Below are 16762 nucleotides of genomic sequence, written 5' to 3'. Positions count from 1 at the left end.
TGCGAATGATGGGGGATGTCCGTGTCCGAAGAACCGGGCAGTGAACGTGTGATCGCGGGCCGCTACCGCCTGCTGACCCCGCTCGGCCAGGGCGGCATGGGAACGGTGTGGCGGGCCCGTGACGAGGTCCTGCACCGCGAGGTCGCGGTCAAGGAGGTGCGGGCCCCGGCCGGTATCCCGACGTCCGACGTCGAGCGGATGTACGCGCGGCTGGAGCGGGAGGCGTGGGCGGCCGCGCGGGTCGCCAACCGCAATGTCGTCACGGTGTACGACGTGGCCCTGGAGGACGGCCGCCCCTGGATCGTGATGGAGCTGGTGCGCGGCCTGTCGCTCGCCGACCTCCTGGACGCCGAGGGCCCGCTCCCCCCGCAGCGCACCGCGCAGATCGGCGCCGAGGTGCTGGCCGCGCTGCGCGCCGCGCACGAGGCGGGGGTCCTGCACCGGGACGTGAAACCGGCCAACGTGCTGATGTCCAACGACGGCCGGGTGGTCCTCACCGACTTCGGTATCGCCACGGTGGAGGGCAGTTCCGCGCTGACGATGACCGGCGAGGTGATCGGCTCGCCCGAGTTCCTCGCCCCCGAGCGCGCGCTCGGCCGGACACCGGGACCCGAGTCGGACCTGTGGTCGCTGGGCGTGCTGCTGTACGCCGCGGTCGAGGGCAACTCCCCCTTCCGCCAGGAGACTCCGCTGAGCACGCTGCGCGCGGTCGTCGACGAGGAGTTGCCGCCACCGCGCCGGGCGGGCCCGCTGGCCCCGGTGATCGAGGGGCTGTTGCGCAAGGACCCGGCGGAGCGGGTCCCGGCCGAGCAGGCCGAGCGGGACCTGCGGATCATCGGCGCCGGGGGCACCCCTTCCAGGACCGGCACGGCCGGGGCGGCTCCGTACGCCCCGACGGTGACCACGTCCCCGGCCGGGGGCGGGCCGACCCGACGGGACACGACGGGATACGGGGCCCCGACGCCGCCGTATACAGGCGGGGCCGCGGCGACGAGCCCCTCGGCGGTGCCCGCCGGTGCGCGGGGACGCGACCGGCGAGCCCTCACCTTCCTGATCGCGGGTATCGCGGCGCTCGCCCTAGCCGTCGCGGGGCTGACGTACGCCTGGGTCAACCGGGACGACGGCGGGGCCGACGGCAACACCACCAACGGGGCGGGCACCTCGGGCGGCAGCGACGGGGGGACGAGCGGCGGCGGTACGTCCGACGAGCCGAGCGACGAGCCCACCACCGAGGACGACGGGCCCTCCGACACCCCGGACGACGGTCCGACCACCAGCAAGCCGCCGGCCCAGTCCGTGAAGGTGGTGGTCGCGGGCGAGGCCACCCACTACTCGGGGGCCTGTCCGCCGTCCGAGGGCGACGCCCCGCGCTTCACGGCGACGTTCACCGTGGGCCGGGTGCCCGTGGAGGTCGAGTACCGCTGGGTGACCGCGAGCAGCAAGGCACCGGACACCGAGTGGAAGACGCTGTCGTTCCCGGAGGGCGGCGGGAAGAGCCGGCAGGACCGGATCGTCGTCACGACGTACGCGCCGGACACGACCTACGAGGACGAGATCACCGTCGAGGTGCGCGGGCCGGTGCGGACGAAGTCCAACTCCGTGGCGTTCTCCGTGGCGTGCGAGGAGGAGCCCCCGACCACGGGCGGCACCCCCTCGGACTCGGGGGCCCCCGGCGGCTCGGACGACGAGGCCGGGGCCTACGGCCGCGTGGTGGAGCCGCGGGCTTAGGGCCAGTCGCAAGGATCACGCCCGCGCCCCGGAACGCAGTCGACCGGGCCGGCCCCGGGGAGCGGGGAGCCGGCCCGATCGACGTGTTCAGGGCGTACTCAGGGCGTGCTGTGGGCGTGTTCAGGGCGGGTACAGGGCGTGCTCGTGAGGGCCGTGGCCGGTGTCAGGCCACGTTCCTGAACACCGGCAGGTAGCCACCCGTCTGCCCCGCGGCCTTCGGGTGGTACGAGTCGCCGATGTTCAGCAGGTTGAGGCTGTTCAACCAGGCGTCGCCGGAGCACAGTTCGTGCCCGGTGAAGGCGGAGCGGACGTCGCCGAAGGTGAACCCGTGGTCGGCGGCGCGCTTGGCGATCGCGGTGTTCAGGTAGTCGGCCGCGCTGTTGATGGCGGACCGCTTCGTCTGGGACAGCCCGGGGCAGGTGCCGCCCAGCTGGTAGAAGCGGGGGTAGCCGAGCACCACCACATGGGCGGCCGGTGCCTTCGCCCGGACGGCCGAGTACACCTTGTCGAGCTGGCCGGGCAGCGTCGAGTCGACGTATGCCTTGGCCGTGTTGATCCGGGAGACGCAGGAACTGTCGGACTGGAGCACGCACGTGGTCATCACGTCGGCGAACCCGGCGTCGTTGCCGCCGACGGAGAGGGACACGAGCCCGGTTCCGGCGTCCAGCGGGCCGAGCTGACTCGCCAGAACATCACCCGTTCGGGCGCCGGAGCAGGCCGTGAAGTCGAAGGAGGAGGGGGAGTTGGCGGCCGCCCAGAGGTACGGGTAGGCCTTCGTGCTGCGCTTGCAGTCACCGCTGGAGGAGATGTAGCTCCCGGCGCCGACACCGGAGGAGTAGGAGTCGCCGAGGGCCACATAGCCGGTGGCGGCGGCCTCTTCGGACGCCTGCGCCGCCGCGGACCCGGTCAGGGCGGCGACGGCGAGGAGGAGTGAGGTCGTGAAAACCGCAAATCGGGAACGTCTCATGGAACCTCCCTTTAGCAGGATCTCTGTGTCAACCGTCGTAGCAACTACGCGTGTTGATCGGAAGTGTTCATGTCAATACTTTCGGGTCCCAACCGACCCGAAGGCACCTCGTTCAACTCCCGTTCGATTGCGTACGTATGGCATACACATGACAAGACCCCAACTCCCTTGTGCCGGGCTTGTGTGTCCACCACGCTGCTGGAAGCCGTGAGCGGAACGCGACGCTCCCGGTCGTGAGTGCGATCCCGCACGCCCCCCACAGACGCACGCCCCCCAACCTGGCGTGCGCCGCCCATGAGGAGGACTCCCTCGTAATGGCACACCTGCGCAGCAAGAGGATCCGTGTCACCGCCGTCACCGCCCTGGCGACGGCCGCCCTGCTCGGCGGTCCGACCGCACTGCCGGCCCAGGCCGCCCCCGCCGAGGGCACGGTGCTCGCGGCGAACTCCCCCACCGCCATCAAGGGCAGCTATCTCGTCACCCTGAAGAAGGGCACGGGCCTCAAGGCCGCCTCCAGCGAGGGCAAGAGCCTGGTCAAGGAGTACGGCGGCACGGTAAAGCGGACCTACCGGTCCGCGCTCAACGGCTACTCGGCCGAGCTCTCGGCGGCCGAGGCGAGGAGACTCGCGGCCGACCCGGCGGTCGCCTCCGTCGAGCAGAACCAGATCTTCACCGCCGACGCCACCCAGTCCAACGCCCCTTGGGGCCTGGACCGCTCCGACCAGGCGTCGCTGCCGCTCTCCGGCACGTACACCTACCCGGACTCCGCGGGCAGCGGCGTGACGGCGTACGTCATCGACACCGGCGTCCGCATCACGCACTCCCAGATCAGCGGCCGGGCCACCAACGGCTACGACGCCGTCGACGGCGACAACGTGGCACAGGACGGCAACGGGCACGGCACCCACGTGGCGACCACCATCGCGGGCTCCACCTACGGCATCGCCAAGCAGGCGAACATCGTGGCGGTGCGCGTGCTCAACGACTCCGGCTCGGGCACCACGGCCGGCGTCGTCGCGGGTATCGACTGGGTGACCGCGAACCACAGCGGCCCCTCGGTCGCCAACATGTCGCTCGGCGGCGGCGCGTCCACGGCCCTCGACACGGCCGTCCGCAACTCCATAGCCAGCGGCGTGACCTACGCCGTCGCGGCCGGCAACAGCAGCGCCAACGCCTCCTCGTACTCCCCCGCCCGGGTCACCGAGGCGATCACGGTCGGCGCGACCACCAGCACCGACGCCCGAGCCAGCTACTCGAACTACGGGTCGGTCCTCGACATCTTCGCCCCGGGTTCGTCGATCACGGCCGGCTGGTACACCAGCGACACCGCCACCAACACCATCTCGGGCACCTCGATGGCCACCCCGCACGTCGTGGGCGCCGCCGCGGTCTACCTGGCCGGCCACACCTCGGCCACCCCGGCCCAGGTCGCCACGGCACTGACCGGCGGGGCCGTCACCGGCAAGGTCACCAGCCCGGGCTCCGGCTCCCCGAACCGCCTGCTCCAGATCGTCCCGTGACACCGGCCGGCCCGTCCCCGGTCTCCCGAGGACCGGTGAGTCCCTGAGGCCTCCTGAGGTCCCTCCTGACAGGGGACGGTCCGTCCGCACACGAGTTCCCCGGAGGCGCCCGCCGCCTCCGGGGAGTCCTCGTCCCCGGACCCGGAAGTCCCCCCGCCGTCGCTTCTCCGCCGACCTCCGCGCGAGCGCGCACCGTCGAGTTCCGCATCTTGACTGTCCCGCGCCCGCTGAGCGACATTGAAGCCCGGCATCCGGCGCTTCGGGGGGCAAAGTCGCCAATGCAGACCTTGAGTACCAAGCCATCCCTGTCCGACAGTGGCGGGCCACTGCTCGCGGGCGTGGCCGCGGCCGTGGCGGGGACCGGCGCGGTGCTCGCGTTCACCGAAGCGGACTCGGTCCTGCGCGGCCCGTTCACGCTGTTCTTCCTCCTCGTCGCGCCCGGAACCGCCATGGGGGCCGCGCTGCGCGGACTGGAACCCTTCGGCCGTGTCGTGGCGTCCGTCGCGGGCGCGATCGCGGTGAACCTCCTCGTCGCACAAGGCATGATCGCCACCCACTCCTGGTCGGTACCCGGCGGGATCACGGCCGTGACCGTGATCAGCTCGCTCGTTCTCCTGCTGAGCCTGGTACGGCGCGTGCGCGGCCGTACGGAGAGAAGACGGACCTGAGACGTGGACATCAGCGTGTACCGCCCAGGCGAACTGAGCGCCGCCGACCGGGCGGCCTGGACCGCCCTGCAGTCGAAGGCACACCTCCACGGCACGCCCGAGCTGGCGAACCCGTTCCTGTCCCCCGAGTTCGCCCTCGCCGTCGGCCGGTGCCGGCGCGGGGTGCGGATCGCGGTCCTGAGCGAGGGCGGTGAACCCGCGGCGTTCTTCCCGTTCCAGAGAACCGCCGTCGGGGTGGGCCGGGCCGTCGGCCTGGGACTGTCCGACTGCCAGGGCGTCGTCCACCGCCCCGGATTCACCTGGGACGCCGAGGCGCTGCTGCGGGCCTGCGGGCTCGTCGTCTGGGAGTTCGACCACCTGGCGGAGGGCCAGACGCCGTTCGCGGACCACGTCACCGGGACCTTCCCGTCACCGGTCATGGACCTCGAACAGGGCTACGAGGCCTACCTGGGCCGACTGCGGACCGACTCCCCGAAGTTCCTCCGCTCGACGCTCGCCAAGGAACGCAGGCTCGGCCGCGCGGTGCGCGAGGTCCGCTATGTGCACGACGAGCGCGACCCCGAGGTCCTGCGCACCCTGATGGCCTGGAAGTCCGCCCAGTACCGCAGGACCGGTCGCAGCGACCGCTTCGCCCACCCGTGGATCATCCGGCTCTGCCAGCAGCTGTTCCACACCCGCTCCGACTCCTTCGCCGGCCAGCTGTCCGTGCTGTACGCGGACGACAAGCCGGTCGCGGCCCATTTCGGGCTCCGCTCCGAGCGGGTGCTCACCTGCTGGTTCCCCGCGTACGACCCGGCGTTCGCGCGGTTCTCGCCGGGGCTGCTGCTGCATCTGCACATGGCGGAGGAGGGCGCCGCGGACGGGATCGCGTACCTGGATCTCGGCCGGGGCCAGAAGCAGTACAAGGACTCCCTGAAGACACGGGAGATCTCCGTGTCCGAGGGGTGGGTCACCCGGCGTCACCCCGTGGCGCTCGGGCACCGGGCCCGTCGCGCTCCCGTCCGGGCGCTGCGGAACGCCGTGCTGGCCAGGCCGGAGTTGTTCGCGTCGGCGGACAGAGCGCTGAAACGGATAGGCAAAATCCGGTCAGGGCTATAGGCAACGGACACAACAACAAAAATGTGAGGCCTCGTAGTAGGCCTTGCCATACGGGCTCAACCATCAATACCGTCTTACATCCACCCGCATCGGTCCGTCGACAGTGGTCCCAAGGGGAGGGCTCGAGGGGCGTGACGGTCCCGGCGCGGGGCGCGGTAGGGGGGTGCCGCACTCGGTGAGCGCATCTGTCGCCGAGTCGTGCCGCGCGACCGACTGCCGAGTCGCGACAGTCGGCCAGCTTTGCCAGCTCACCCTGTCATGCACCAAGGGGTCGATACGGAGATCGATTTCGCGTGCCATGGGTGAGAACCCCCCTTTCGAACCGGACACATAGCCGGACCGCCCAGGGGCGGGCGGTCCACCGGACGAGAGGGACCAGACTCATGAGCTCAGTTCTGCGCCCGGCGATATCCGATACCGACACGGCCGAGGAGCCCGACGACACCAGTACGGTCGCCTCGGGCAAGTACCGGCCGGTCTCCACCCATCTGGCCATCGCTCCCCCGGTGAGCGTGGTCATCCCCGCCATGAACGAGGCGGAGAACCTCCCGTACGTCTTCAAGACACTGCCGGACTGGATCCACGAAGTGGTCCTCGTCGACGGCAACTCCACCGACGACACCGTCGAGGTGGCCCGCGAGGTGTGGCCCGGCGTCAAGATCGTGCCGCAGCGGGGCAAGGGCAAGGGGGACGCCCTGATCACCGGGTTCGAGGCGTGCACCGGCGACATCATCGTGATGGTCGACGCGGACGGCTCGGCCGACGGCCACGAGATCCTTTCCTACGTCTCCGCCCTGGTCTCGGGCGCGGACTTCGCCAAGGGGTCGCGCTTCGCCAACGGCGGCGCCACCGACGACATGACCCTGATCCGCAAGTTCGGCAACTGGGCGCTGTGCACGGTCGTCAACCGCAAGTTCGGCGCCCGCTACACCGACCTCTGCTACGGCTACAACGCCTTCTGGCGGCACTGCCTGGACAAGATCGACCTCGACTGCACCGGGTTCGAGGTCGAGACCCTGATGAACATCAGGGTCGTCAAGGCCGGTCTCAGGGTGCAGGAGATACCGAGCCACGAGTACCTCCGCATCCACGGCGCGAGCAATCTGCGGGCCGTGCGCGACGGGCTGCGCGTCCTGCACGTGATCCTCAAGGAGCGCTCCAACCGGCGCGCGCTGCGGCGCCGTTCGCACGCGAGGATGCTCGTCTCCGGCCGAGGAGAGGCATCTTGAACGGACCGGCCGTCTCGGTCGTGATCTGCGCGTACACCGAGGACCGCTGGGAGGACATCCTCGCGGCGGTCGCCTCGGTCCGCGCGCAGTCCCGGCCGGCCCTGGAGACGCTCCTGGTGGTGGACCACAACCAGGCCCTGCTGGAGCGTCTGGCCAGGGAGTACAAGGAACACCGGGAGAGCGGTGAGGTCCGGGTGCTCGCCAACGCGGGCCCCCGCGGCCTGTCCGCCGGCCGCAACACGGGCATCGCCGCCTCGTCCGGCGAGATCATCGCCTTCCTCGACGACGACGCCGTCGCCGAACGCGACTGGCTGCGCTGGTTCGCCGAGGGGTACACCGACCCCCGCGTCATGGCCGTCGGCGGCCGTACGGTGCCCGTCTGGGCCTCCGGCCGCCGCCCGGCCTGGTTCCCCGAGGAGTTCGACTGGGTCGTGGGCTGCGCCTACAAGGGCCTGCCCGGCGGGGTCGCCCGGGTGCGCAATGTGCTCGGCGGCAACGCCTCGTTCCGCCGCGCCGCCTTCGACGCGGCCGGGGGCTTCGCCACCGGGATCGGCCGCGACGGGGACAGACACCCCCTCGGCTGCGAGGAGACGGAGCTGTGCATCCGGCTGACCCGCGCCAGGCCGGACGCGATCCTGCTCCTCGACGACCGGGCGGTGATCCACCACCGGGTGCCCGGCGCGCGCGAACGCTTCGGGTACTTCCGGGCGCGCACTTACGCCGAGGGCCTGTCGAAGGCGCTGGTCGCGCGGAGCGTCGGCGCCGGCAAGGGCCTGGAGTCGGAGCGCCGCTACACCACGCGCGTCCTGCCCGCCGGGGTGGCGCGCGGCCTGCGGGACGCGCTGCTCGGCCGCCGGGGCGGCGCGGGCCGCGCCGGTGCCATCGTCGCCGGGGTCACGGCGGCGGCCGGGGGGTACGTTGTGGGGAGCGTCCGGGCCCGCCGTGGCGAAGTCACGTTCTCCGTCGGCGGGATCCCGGTCGGTGAGGGGGACGAGGGGGGCTCGTCATGACGGAGGACGCCGTACCGGTCCTGATGTACCACGCGGTCGCCACCGCTCCGCGCGATGCCACCCGTGCCCTGTCCGTGACACCGGAGGCGTTCGCGGAGCAGATGGCGGTGATCGGGGACCTCGGTCTCACCCCGGTCGACACGGCCACCCTGGCGGACAGCTGGCGTTCAGGTCGCCCGCTGCCCGCCCGGCCCGTGCTGATCACCTTCGACGACGGCTACGAGGGCGTGCATCGCCATGCCCTGCCCGTCCTCGCCAAGCACGGCTTCGCGGCCTCCCTGTTCGTCTCCACGGCCTGGATCAAGGGCCCGTACGACGACGGGGGCGCCCTCGACACCATGCTCGACTGGGACCAGGTCCGTGAACTCGCCGACCACGGCGTGGAGATCGGCGGACACAGCCACACCCATCCGCAGCTCGACATGCTCGACGAGGACCGGCTCCGGTTCGAGCTGCGGCGCTGCCGCAGGATCGTCGCCGACGAACTGGGCACCCCGCCCGTCTCGTTCGCCTACCCGTACGGCTACTCCAGCCGCCGGGTGCGGGTCGCGGTGCGGGAGACGGGGTTCGCGCAGGCGCTCGCCGTCGGCAACGCGCTCGCCCGGCGCCGGCAGGGCCCGTACGCGCTGCGGCGGGTCACCGTGCGGCGCTCCACCGGGGCCGAGGAGTTCGAGCGGCTGGTCGAGGGCCGCGCCATCGCCCGTGGCTTCGCCCGGGACCGTGCCCTCACCAAGGGGTACGCCATGGTCCGAAGAGCTCGCCAGGTGGGAAAGGCCATCCGCTCCCGTGTCTGACACGACGACCACCACGGCCGGGCAGGCCGACACCGGCACCGCGGAGACCGCCGGACAGCGGCCCGGCCCCGCCCGCCGGCTGCGGCTGCCCGGCCTCGGCAGGGGGGCCGGCGGCAACCAGCTGTTCCGCAACGCCTACGCCCTGATGCTGAACACCGGTATCTCGGCCGTGCTCGGCCTCGGTTTCTGGCTGGCCGCGGCCCGGTACTACACCGAGGCGGCGGTCGGGCAGGGCTCCGCCGCGATCGCCGCGATGAAACTCCTGGCGGGGCTGGCCGCGCTCACGCTGACGGGGGCCCTCGCCCGGTTCATCCCGGTCGCGGGGCGCGCCACGGGACGGCTGGTCTTCCGTACGTACGCGGGCAGTTCGGTGGCGGTGGCGCTCGCGGCCGGGGGGTTCCTGCTGACCCTCAAGCTGTGGGGGTCCTCGTACCGCTTCCTGCACGACCCGGTGGACGCCGTGTTCTTCGTCCTCGCGGTGGTCGCCTGGTCGCTGCTGACCCTTCAGGACGGGGTGCTGACCGGGCTGCGGAGCGCGCTGTGGGTGCCCGTCGGCAACACCGTGTTCTCCGCGGTGAAGCTGGTGCTGCTGGTGGTGTTCGCCACGGCGATCCCGACCATGGGTGTGTTCGTGTCCTGGGTCGCGGCGATCGCGGTGTCCGTGCTGCCGCTGGGGTGGCTGGTGTTCCGGCGGCTCGTCCCCCGGCATGTGAAGGCGACCGAGGGCCGGGCCCACCCGCCGTCGCTGCGGGAGATCGGCCGCTTTCTCGCGGGCGACTACACCGGCTCGCTGTTCTCCCTCGCGGTCGTCTACCTGGTCCCGGTGATCGTCGCCGCCCAGGTCAGCTCCGCCGACAACGCGTACTTCTACATCACCACCACGATCGGCGGCACGGTCAACCTCCTCGCCATCAACATGGGTGCCTCGCTGACCGTGGAGGGCGCGCACGACCCGGCGCGGCTCGCGGCGAACACCCGGGCCGCGCTGCGGCGGATGGCCCGGATCATGCTGCCGGTGTGCGGGGTGCTGTTCTTCGGTGCGCCGTGGATCCTCGCCGTGTTCGGGCAGGGCTACGCGGACGCGGCGACGGGGCTGCTGCGCTGGTTCGCGGTCGGCGCCGTGCTGCGCGTGGTGATGGAGACGTACTTCGCGGTGCTGCGCGCCCAGAGCCGTACCGCCGGACTCGCCTGGTTGCAGGGCCTGCTGTGCGCCCTGGTCCTCGGACTGACGCTGCTGCTGCTCCCCCGCATGGGTCTGCTGGGCGCGGGGGTCGCCGAGATCTCCAGTCTCGCGGTGATCGTGCTGATCGCCGCGTCCCGGCTCTGGCGGATCGTCCGCACGGCGCCGCCCGCCGCGGTCCCCGAGGACGCGGCGCCCGACGGCGACCTCGCCGACCTGGGCCGGGTGGCGTCCGCCGCGAGGAAGGAGAGCGTCGCCCGGTCCCGGCGGCTCGACTCCGACACCCTCACCCTCGGCCTGCACCTCGACTTCGACCACATGGAACGCCGCCCCGACGTACGCCCCGGCCCCGGCACCCCGCCCACCGGAACCCCGGCCGTCCGCAGGGACCACCGGCCGGCCTGGGCCCAGGACCGGCCGACCCGGCCGCTCCACCTCAACCGGCCACCCGTACCGGCACGGCCCGTGGACGGGGAGGTCCTCCCGGTCGAGGAGAGCGAGGGCGCCCTACGGGACGCGGCCGCCGTGGCGGCGTCCACGGCGTCCGCTGTGGCGGAGGCCGCCGGGCAGCCCGACGGACGGGAACCGGCACCGCCGCCCGCCCCCTCCTCTGCGGAGCCGCCGCCGTCCGGGCCCCGCCGGGAGCGGCTGCCGCGGCCCACCTCCGCCGGGCTCGTCCTCGGCTGCCTCCTGGTCGCGGCGCTGCTGCTGTACTGGGTGCCCGCGCTGGCGCTGGACGACTCCGCCCTGGACGGCATGGACGGGCTGGGCCTCGTCTCCGTGCTGCCGCTGCCGACGCTGGTCGGGACGGCCCTGCTGGCCACCGTGTTCGCCTCGCTGCTGTGGCTGCGCCGCGAGCACCGGGGACTGCTGCTGGTCACGCTGCTGGCCACCGTGGTGTCGCTGCACGCGCTGCCCGCCGTGATCGAGGCCGAGCCTCGTTTCGCGACGGCCTGGCAGCATCTCGGCTTCCTCGACCACATCGACCGCACCGGCTCGGCGGTCCCCGACCTCGACGCCCGCTGGAGCTGGCCGGGCTTCTTCGCGGCGGCCGCGTTCGTGGCCCGGGCCTGCGGGGTCGACGACCTCACGGAGGTCGTCCGCTGGTGGCCCACCGCCATGCAGCTGCTCTACCTGGCCCCGATGTTCCTCCTCGCCCGCCATGTGCGCGCGAACTGGCGCGCCCGGTGGACGGGCGTGTGGATCTTCGTGCTGAGCGGCTGGGTGGGCCAGGACTACTTCTCCCCGCAGGGCTTCACCTACCTCCTCTACCTGGCCTTCGTGGCGATCCTCCTGGTGTGGTTCCGTGCCCCGCGCATGCTGTGGGCCACGGTCCGGCCCGGCGAGGCCGAGGTGGAGCCCACCGACCGCCGGCAGCGCGCGGTGCTGCTGGTGGTCCTCATCGCGCTGTACGCGGCGACCGTCCCGGCCCACCAGCTCACCCCGTTCGTGATGCTGGGCGTCCTCGCCGCCCTCGTCCTGGTCGGCCGCTGCGAACTGCGCGGTCTGCCCCTCCTGTTCGCCGTCCTGGTCGCCGTCTGGGTGGGCTTCCTCGCCGAGCCGTACTGGTCGGGCCACTTCGACGAACTCTTCGGCGGTGTCGGCGGCGTCGGCGGGAACGTCACCTCCTCGGTCTCCGGCCGTATCGGCGAGGGAAGCTCCACGCACAAACTCGTGCTGTACGCGCGCGTGGCCCTCGCCGGCCTGGTCATGCTGCTGGCCTGCCACGGCTTCCTGCGCCGCCGCCGGAACAGGTACCGCGAACGCTCCCTGCTCGTCCTGACCTTCGTGCCGTTCCTCGGCTTCGGGATGCAGTCGTACGGCGGCGAGATGGCCCTGCGGGTCTTCATGTTCGCCCTGCCGGGTGCAGCGCTGCTCGCCGCCCTCGCCCTGTTCCCGCGCTCCGGCGCGACCACCGCGGAGCGCGCCCGGGACCGGCGGAGCCTCGCCCCTCTGGCGGCCCTCGTGGCGGGCCTCGTCCTCATCGGCGGCTTTCTCGTCGCCCGCTGGGGCAACGAGCCCTTCGAGCGCGTCCGCACCGGCGAGGTCGCCGCCATGGAGTACGTGTACGCCCACGACGAGCCCACCGTACGGCTGCTCTGGCTCAGCGACGACCCGGTCGACTCGGTGACGCCCGCGCTGCCGTGGGGCGCCCGGGACATGGAGAAGGTCGAGTACGTGCCGACGCTTGCACCGGTCGACCCGGTCCTGGTGTCGGGCCTGGTCAAGTCGCTCAAGGACGCGGGCCCGAACTCCTACCTCATCGTCAACCGCGGCCAGGCCACGTCCCTCCAGCTGGACTCGGGCTACCCCGCGAACTGGGATGCCCGGCTCATCCGCAACCTCGACGCGCGCAAGGAACTCAGGAAGGTCTTCACCGACGAGGACGCGACGATCTTCGCCCTGCGCGGTCAGACGGGTAAGGCCCCCGCGCCCGACCCCGGGCCGATCGGCCCGCAGGTGACCTGGACCCCGTGGTCCGTGGTCGGCGGTCTGGCGACGATCGCCCTGATCGTGCTGCTGACCACCCGCGAGGTGGTACGTGTGGCGACCCGCCCGAGCGTCCGGCAACTCCGTTGGTTGCAGGGCAGCTTCTGGTTCAGCCTGCCACTGCTGGCGCTGCTCCTCGCGTCACTGGTGCAGCGGTTCCTGACGATGGGAGGCGCCCCGTGAGGGGCGTACGAGGTGTGAGGGCTCACCACTTGAACCGGCTCACCGCTCGAGCCACCGCACCTCGTACGCCCCCATCGCGAACCGCCGCCCGTCGATCTTCGCGCTGATCTTCCGGTCGAGGGTGTTGACCACGAGCACGGCGTCGTCGTCGGCCAGCACCCGCACGTTCGGCCGGTCGTCCTCGGCCACCGACACCGTCTCGTACCTCGTGCCCGGCGGGAACTCCGCGCCGAACCGGGCGAGCAGGTCGTACATGGGCAGCGCCCTGCCGCCGCCGCTGGTGTCGGTCGGGGTCCACAGGCATCCGGGGCACTCCCCGCTGCGCTCCTCCGGGTTCCAGTAGAACGCGGAGGTCGCGCCGCCCTTCGCCATGCCGATCAGCCCGGCGGCCTGCACGGCGACCCGCCGGGTCTCGGACCAGCCGTGGCGGTCGTCGTTGGCGTCGGCGGGCTCCACGTAGTACTCGGCCCACCACAGCGGCAGCCCCGGGGAGCGCCCCCGCACCCACTCGCTCACCGCCGTGAACTTCTCCGTGGCCGCGAACTCGTCCGGCAGCAGCTCGTCGTCCGCGGTGTAGCTGGAGCCGTCGACGACCACGAAGTCCGCGCCCGCCCGGTTCTTGTCCCAGTAGTCGAAGGCGTCGAGGATCCGCTGGTCCATGGCGCCCCAGGGGCCCTTCAGGGACGTCGACGCGTCCTGCTTCTGCCGGGGGTCGAGGCTGTCCATGACGAGGTAGGGACCGCCGACCATGATGTCCTCGTCGACCTTCTTCAGGGCCTTGTACACGAGGTTGTAGAGGCGGGTGTAGCCCTCGTAGTCCCAGCGGGCCTCGGCGTTGTTCCAGAAGCCCTTGAACTCGTTCCAGACGATGAAGTGCCGCACGTCCGGGTAGCGCCTGGCGACGGTCGCGGCGAGGTCGGCGAAGTCCTGGAAGTGTTCGGGCTCGGGGGCGGTCTCCAGGGCGGACTGGCTCCAGTCCGTGTCGCCGACGCCTGACTCTCCGCCCTTCATCCAGTCGGGGGCACAGCACAGGGTGACGACGGGGGTGCCGCCGGTGGCGCGGACGAAGTCGATGCGCCGGTCCATCTCCTCGAAGTCGTAGCGCCCCTCGACCGGTTCGGGGTTGCCGGCGCCCCAGCCCATGATGTGCTGGATCTGCGGCAGCGGCCGCTCGCCGAGGCGCTTCTCGACCCGTTCGACGGCGGCCCGGCTGCCCTCGTCCGCGCTGAACTGGGTGTGGGTGAAGCCCCAGCCGACCTCGGGCCCGAGGTCGTCGGGCGGGACGGCGGGTGTGCCGTGCACCTTGTCGCCGTCGCGTGAGGTGCCGGCGGTGCCCCCGTCGCCGGGCAGGGTGTTGAGCAGGGTCACGATCAGGGCCAGCACGGCCGCCCCCACACCGAGGAGCGCGGTGAGCCGCCACCGCCGGTCCCCCGAATTCCACCCATGCCGTCGCATCATGGGCAACAGTAACGGCGGGGAGCGGCGGTAGGGGAGCTTCCGTCATCGACAACCGACTCGCCACGCAAAGCGGATGCACGGCGAGCCCTCCGTGACGGATCATGGCGGCATGTCTGCGAACCCATACGACGCTCTGCCGATCCGGCTCAACGTCGACGACAGCGACTCCCCGTCCGATGTCGTCGACGCGCTGTTCCTCGGCCGCTTCGCGACGGGCGAGCAGCCGTACGCGCACGCGGCGAACATCGACCGGGTACGAACCGGTGTGACCCTGCTGCCGCCGGGCGCGCGCGTCCTGCGCGTGGCGCGGGACGACGACCGCAGCGCGACCCTCGCCGAGGGCGACGGCTGGACGCTGCTGGTGTCCCGCTGGAACCGGGGCGCGGACGTCACCGTGACCGCGACCACCGCCGAGCTGGCGGAGAAGGTGCTGGGCCAGGCCACGGACGGCGCGGCCGACGAGCCCGAACCGCAGCCGGAGAACGTGACGATGGGCTTCTGGTACGTCTCGCCGCGCCGGGGCCCGCACCGTACGACACGGCAGATCTCGGCGGGCACCTGGGAAGAGGTGCGGCCCAACTACACGGCGCCGGTGGCGGACGCGATGGACCGCCTGATGAAGACGACCCCGGAGGACATCGCGGGCCGGCTCCTGCTGCTGCACGGCCCGCCCGGCACCGGCAAGACCTCCGCCCTGCGGACGCTGGCCCGGTCCTGGCGGGACTGGTGCCAGGTCGACTGCGTCCTGGACCCCGAGCGTCTCTTCTCCGACGTCGGCTATCTGATGGACATCGCGATCGGTGAGGAGGACGCCACCGGCAAGGGCCGCTGGCGTCTGTTGCTGCTGGAGGACTGCGACGAGCTGATCCGGGGCGAGGCCAAGCACACCGCCGGCCAGGCGCTGTCCCGGCTGCTCAACCTCACCGACGGTCTCCTCGGGCAGGGGCGCAACGTCCTGGTCGGCGTCACCACCAACGAGGACCTGGAGCGGCTGCACCCGGCCGTGGTCCGCCCCGGCCGCTGTCTCGCCCGGATCGAGGTCGGCGGGCTGACCCGCCAGGAGGCGGTGAACTGGCTCGGCACGGACGAGGGCGTCGGCCGCGAGGGCGCGACCCTGGCCGAGCTGTACGCCCTGCGCCGGGGCACCTCGCCCACGTCCCTCCCGGAACCGCGCGGCGGCGCGGACGCGGGCCTGTATCTGTAGCTGTCCCGGCCGCCGAGTACAGCCGAGTACATGGGTCCGGCGCCCGGGTGCTTTGATGGAGATATGACCCTGTTCGTCGGCACGTCGGGGTGGCAGTACAAGGACTGGCGGGGCGCCTTCTATCCGGAGGGCTGCCCCACCCGCCTCTGGCTGGAGGAGTACGCGGCGCGTTTCGCCACCGTGGAGAACAACAACGCCTTCTACCGGCTGCCGTCCCGCGAGACCTTCGAGGCCTGGCACGACCGGACCCCGCCGGGCTTCGTCGTCGCGGTGAAGGCGAGCCGCTTCCTGACCCACATCAAACGGCTCAAGGACCCCGAGGAACCCGTGGAGCGCCTGATGAGCCGTGCCGAGGGCCTCGGGGACCGGCTGGGTCCGGTCCTCCTCCAGCTGCCACCCACCCTCCGCGCCGACCCGCCCCTCCTCGACGCCTGCCTCGCGCGGTTCCCCGCCGGGACACGCGTCGCCGTGGAGCCCCGCCACGAGTCATGGTGGACCGACGAGGTGCGCGGGGTCCTGGAGGCCCGCTCCGCCGCCCTGTGCTGGGCCGACGTCCGCTCCCGCCCCGCGACGCCGCTGTGGCGCACCACCGACTGGGGCTACGTCCGCTTCCATGTCGGCCGCGCCCACACCTGGCCCCACTACGGCCGCCAGGCCCTCACCACCTGGGTCCACCGCATCGCCGCCACCTGGCCCGACAGCGCCGACGTCCACGCCTACTTCAACAACGACCCCCACGCGGCGGCCGTGCTGGACGCCATGACCTTCGCCCGGGCGGCCCGCGGAACGGGGCTGACGGTGACGAGAACCCCCGAGCGGCTGCCCGGCTGACGCCCCCGCCGGGCCACGCCGGGCCGCCAGGGCCCTTCTGACGGATCTCCGTGGGAGAAGGAGCGGCGTTCGGTGCGTGCTCTGGGGGTACCCCCTGCTCGGAGAGCTTGGGGGAGTGCCGGGCGGAAGCCCTCGTAGCGGAGCTACCAGGGCTTTTGTCCGGTGCGGCGAGTGGAGGTACCCCCTGCTCGAAGAGCTTGGGGGAGTGCCGGGCGTCGCGACACCGCGGAGATCCGTCACAAGGGCCCTAGTTGTACTCGGCCATGAGGTTGGTGACTCGCGTCGGTAGTTGATCAAGAGAAGACCTCCGGGCGTAGTGGAGATGCCTGTCTTCACCACAACCGGAGGTCCTGGTGGCCCACGCTAATGCCCGGCTGACCTTTCACGGCAGATGTCTTTTGG

12 protein-coding genes are annotated in these 16762 nt (G+C 72.0%); 10 read left to right on the top strand and 2 right to left on the bottom strand.

The genetic code is table 11. The annotated features are described in order from the left end of the window. The first annotated feature begins 15 nt into the window (after positions 1-15). Positions 16-1728: a serine/threonine-protein kinase gene (locus M8J73_RS34350; protein WP_055537634.1), complete on the top strand. Its 1713-nt coding sequence runs from the start codon at positions 16-18 to the stop codon at positions 1726-1728. Between the two features lie 163 nt (positions 1729-1891). Here the strand turns inward: M8J73_RS34350 and M8J73_RS34345 are convergent, their stop codons facing one another. Further along, entirely contained in the window at positions 1892-2695 is an 804-nt protein-coding gene (locus M8J73_RS34345) for an SGNH/GDSL hydrolase family protein (protein ID WP_055537635.1), read from the bottom strand. Positions 2696-3009: 314 nt separating this feature from the next. Between M8J73_RS34345 and M8J73_RS34340 the strand changes: the two genes are divergently transcribed. The 7 genes from M8J73_RS34340 to M8J73_RS34310 all read left to right on the top strand — a co-directional run bounded on the left by M8J73_RS34340 (position 3010) and on the right by M8J73_RS34310 (position 12867). After that, on the top strand, positions 3010-4215 hold the full coding sequence (locus M8J73_RS34340) for a S8 family peptidase (RefSeq protein ID WP_055537636.1): 1206 nt from the start codon (positions 3010-3012) through the stop codon (positions 4213-4215). A 278-nt stretch (positions 4216-4493) separates the two neighbouring features. Beyond that, positions 4494-4883: a hypothetical protein gene (locus M8J73_RS34335; RefSeq protein WP_055537637.1), complete on the top strand. Its 390-nt coding sequence runs from the start codon at positions 4494-4496 to the stop codon at positions 4881-4883. Positions 4884-4886: 3 nt separating this feature from the next. Next, entirely contained in the window at positions 4887-5981 is a 1095-nt protein-coding gene (locus tag M8J73_RS34330; protein WP_055537638.1) for a GNAT family N-acetyltransferase, read from the top strand. A gap of 383 nt (positions 5982-6364) precedes the next feature. After that, positions 6365-7210, top strand: coding sequence for a glycosyltransferase family 2 protein (locus tag M8J73_RS34325; RefSeq protein WP_055537639.1), 846 nt, complete (start codon positions 6365-6367; stop codon positions 7208-7210). Next, entirely contained in the window at positions 7207-8220 is a 1014-nt protein-coding gene (locus M8J73_RS34320) for a glycosyltransferase family 2 protein (RefSeq protein WP_055537640.1), read from the top strand. The genes M8J73_RS34325 and M8J73_RS34320 overlap by 4 nt, the downstream gene beginning before the upstream one ends. Next, positions 8217-9014 (top strand): polysaccharide deacetylase family protein, encoded by a 798-nt coding sequence (locus tag M8J73_RS34315; protein WP_055537641.1) that lies wholly within the window; start codon positions 8217-8219, stop codon positions 9012-9014. The genes M8J73_RS34320 and M8J73_RS34315 overlap by 4 nt, the downstream gene beginning before the upstream one ends. Continuing rightward, entirely contained in the window at positions 9007-12867 is a 3861-nt protein-coding gene (locus M8J73_RS34310) for a lipopolysaccharide biosynthesis protein (protein ID WP_249829480.1), read from the top strand. The genes M8J73_RS34315 and M8J73_RS34310 overlap by 8 nt, the downstream gene beginning before the upstream one ends. A 39-nt stretch (positions 12868-12906) precedes the next feature. Here M8J73_RS34310 and M8J73_RS34305 read toward each other — a convergent pair whose 3' ends face one another. After that, positions 12907-14322: a GH39 family glycosyl hydrolase gene (locus M8J73_RS34305; protein WP_055541250.1), complete on the bottom strand. Its 1416-nt coding sequence runs from the start codon at positions 14320-14322 to the stop codon at positions 12907-12909. Between the two features lie 112 nt (positions 14323-14434). Between M8J73_RS34305 and M8J73_RS34300 the strand changes: the two genes are divergently transcribed. After that, the gene (locus M8J73_RS34300) at positions 14435-15529 is read left to right on the top strand and encodes a DUF5925 domain-containing protein (protein ID WP_055541249.1); all 1095 of its coding nucleotides are present in this window, start codon (positions 14435-14437) and stop codon (positions 15527-15529) included. Between the two features lie 63 nt (positions 15530-15592). Continuing rightward, positions 15593-16360, top strand: coding sequence for a DUF72 domain-containing protein (locus M8J73_RS34295; protein ID WP_249829479.1), 768 nt, complete (start codon positions 15593-15595; stop codon positions 16358-16360). The last annotated feature ends 402 nt before the right edge of the window (positions 16361-16762 follow it).

It is taken from the genome of Streptomyces neyagawaensis (assembly GCF_023516595.1).
GTDB classification, from domain to species: domain Bacteria; phylum Actinomycetota; class Actinomycetes; order Streptomycetales; family Streptomycetaceae; genus Streptomyces; species Streptomyces neyagawaensis.
This window is presented reverse-complemented; position numbering and strand designations above follow the sequence as displayed.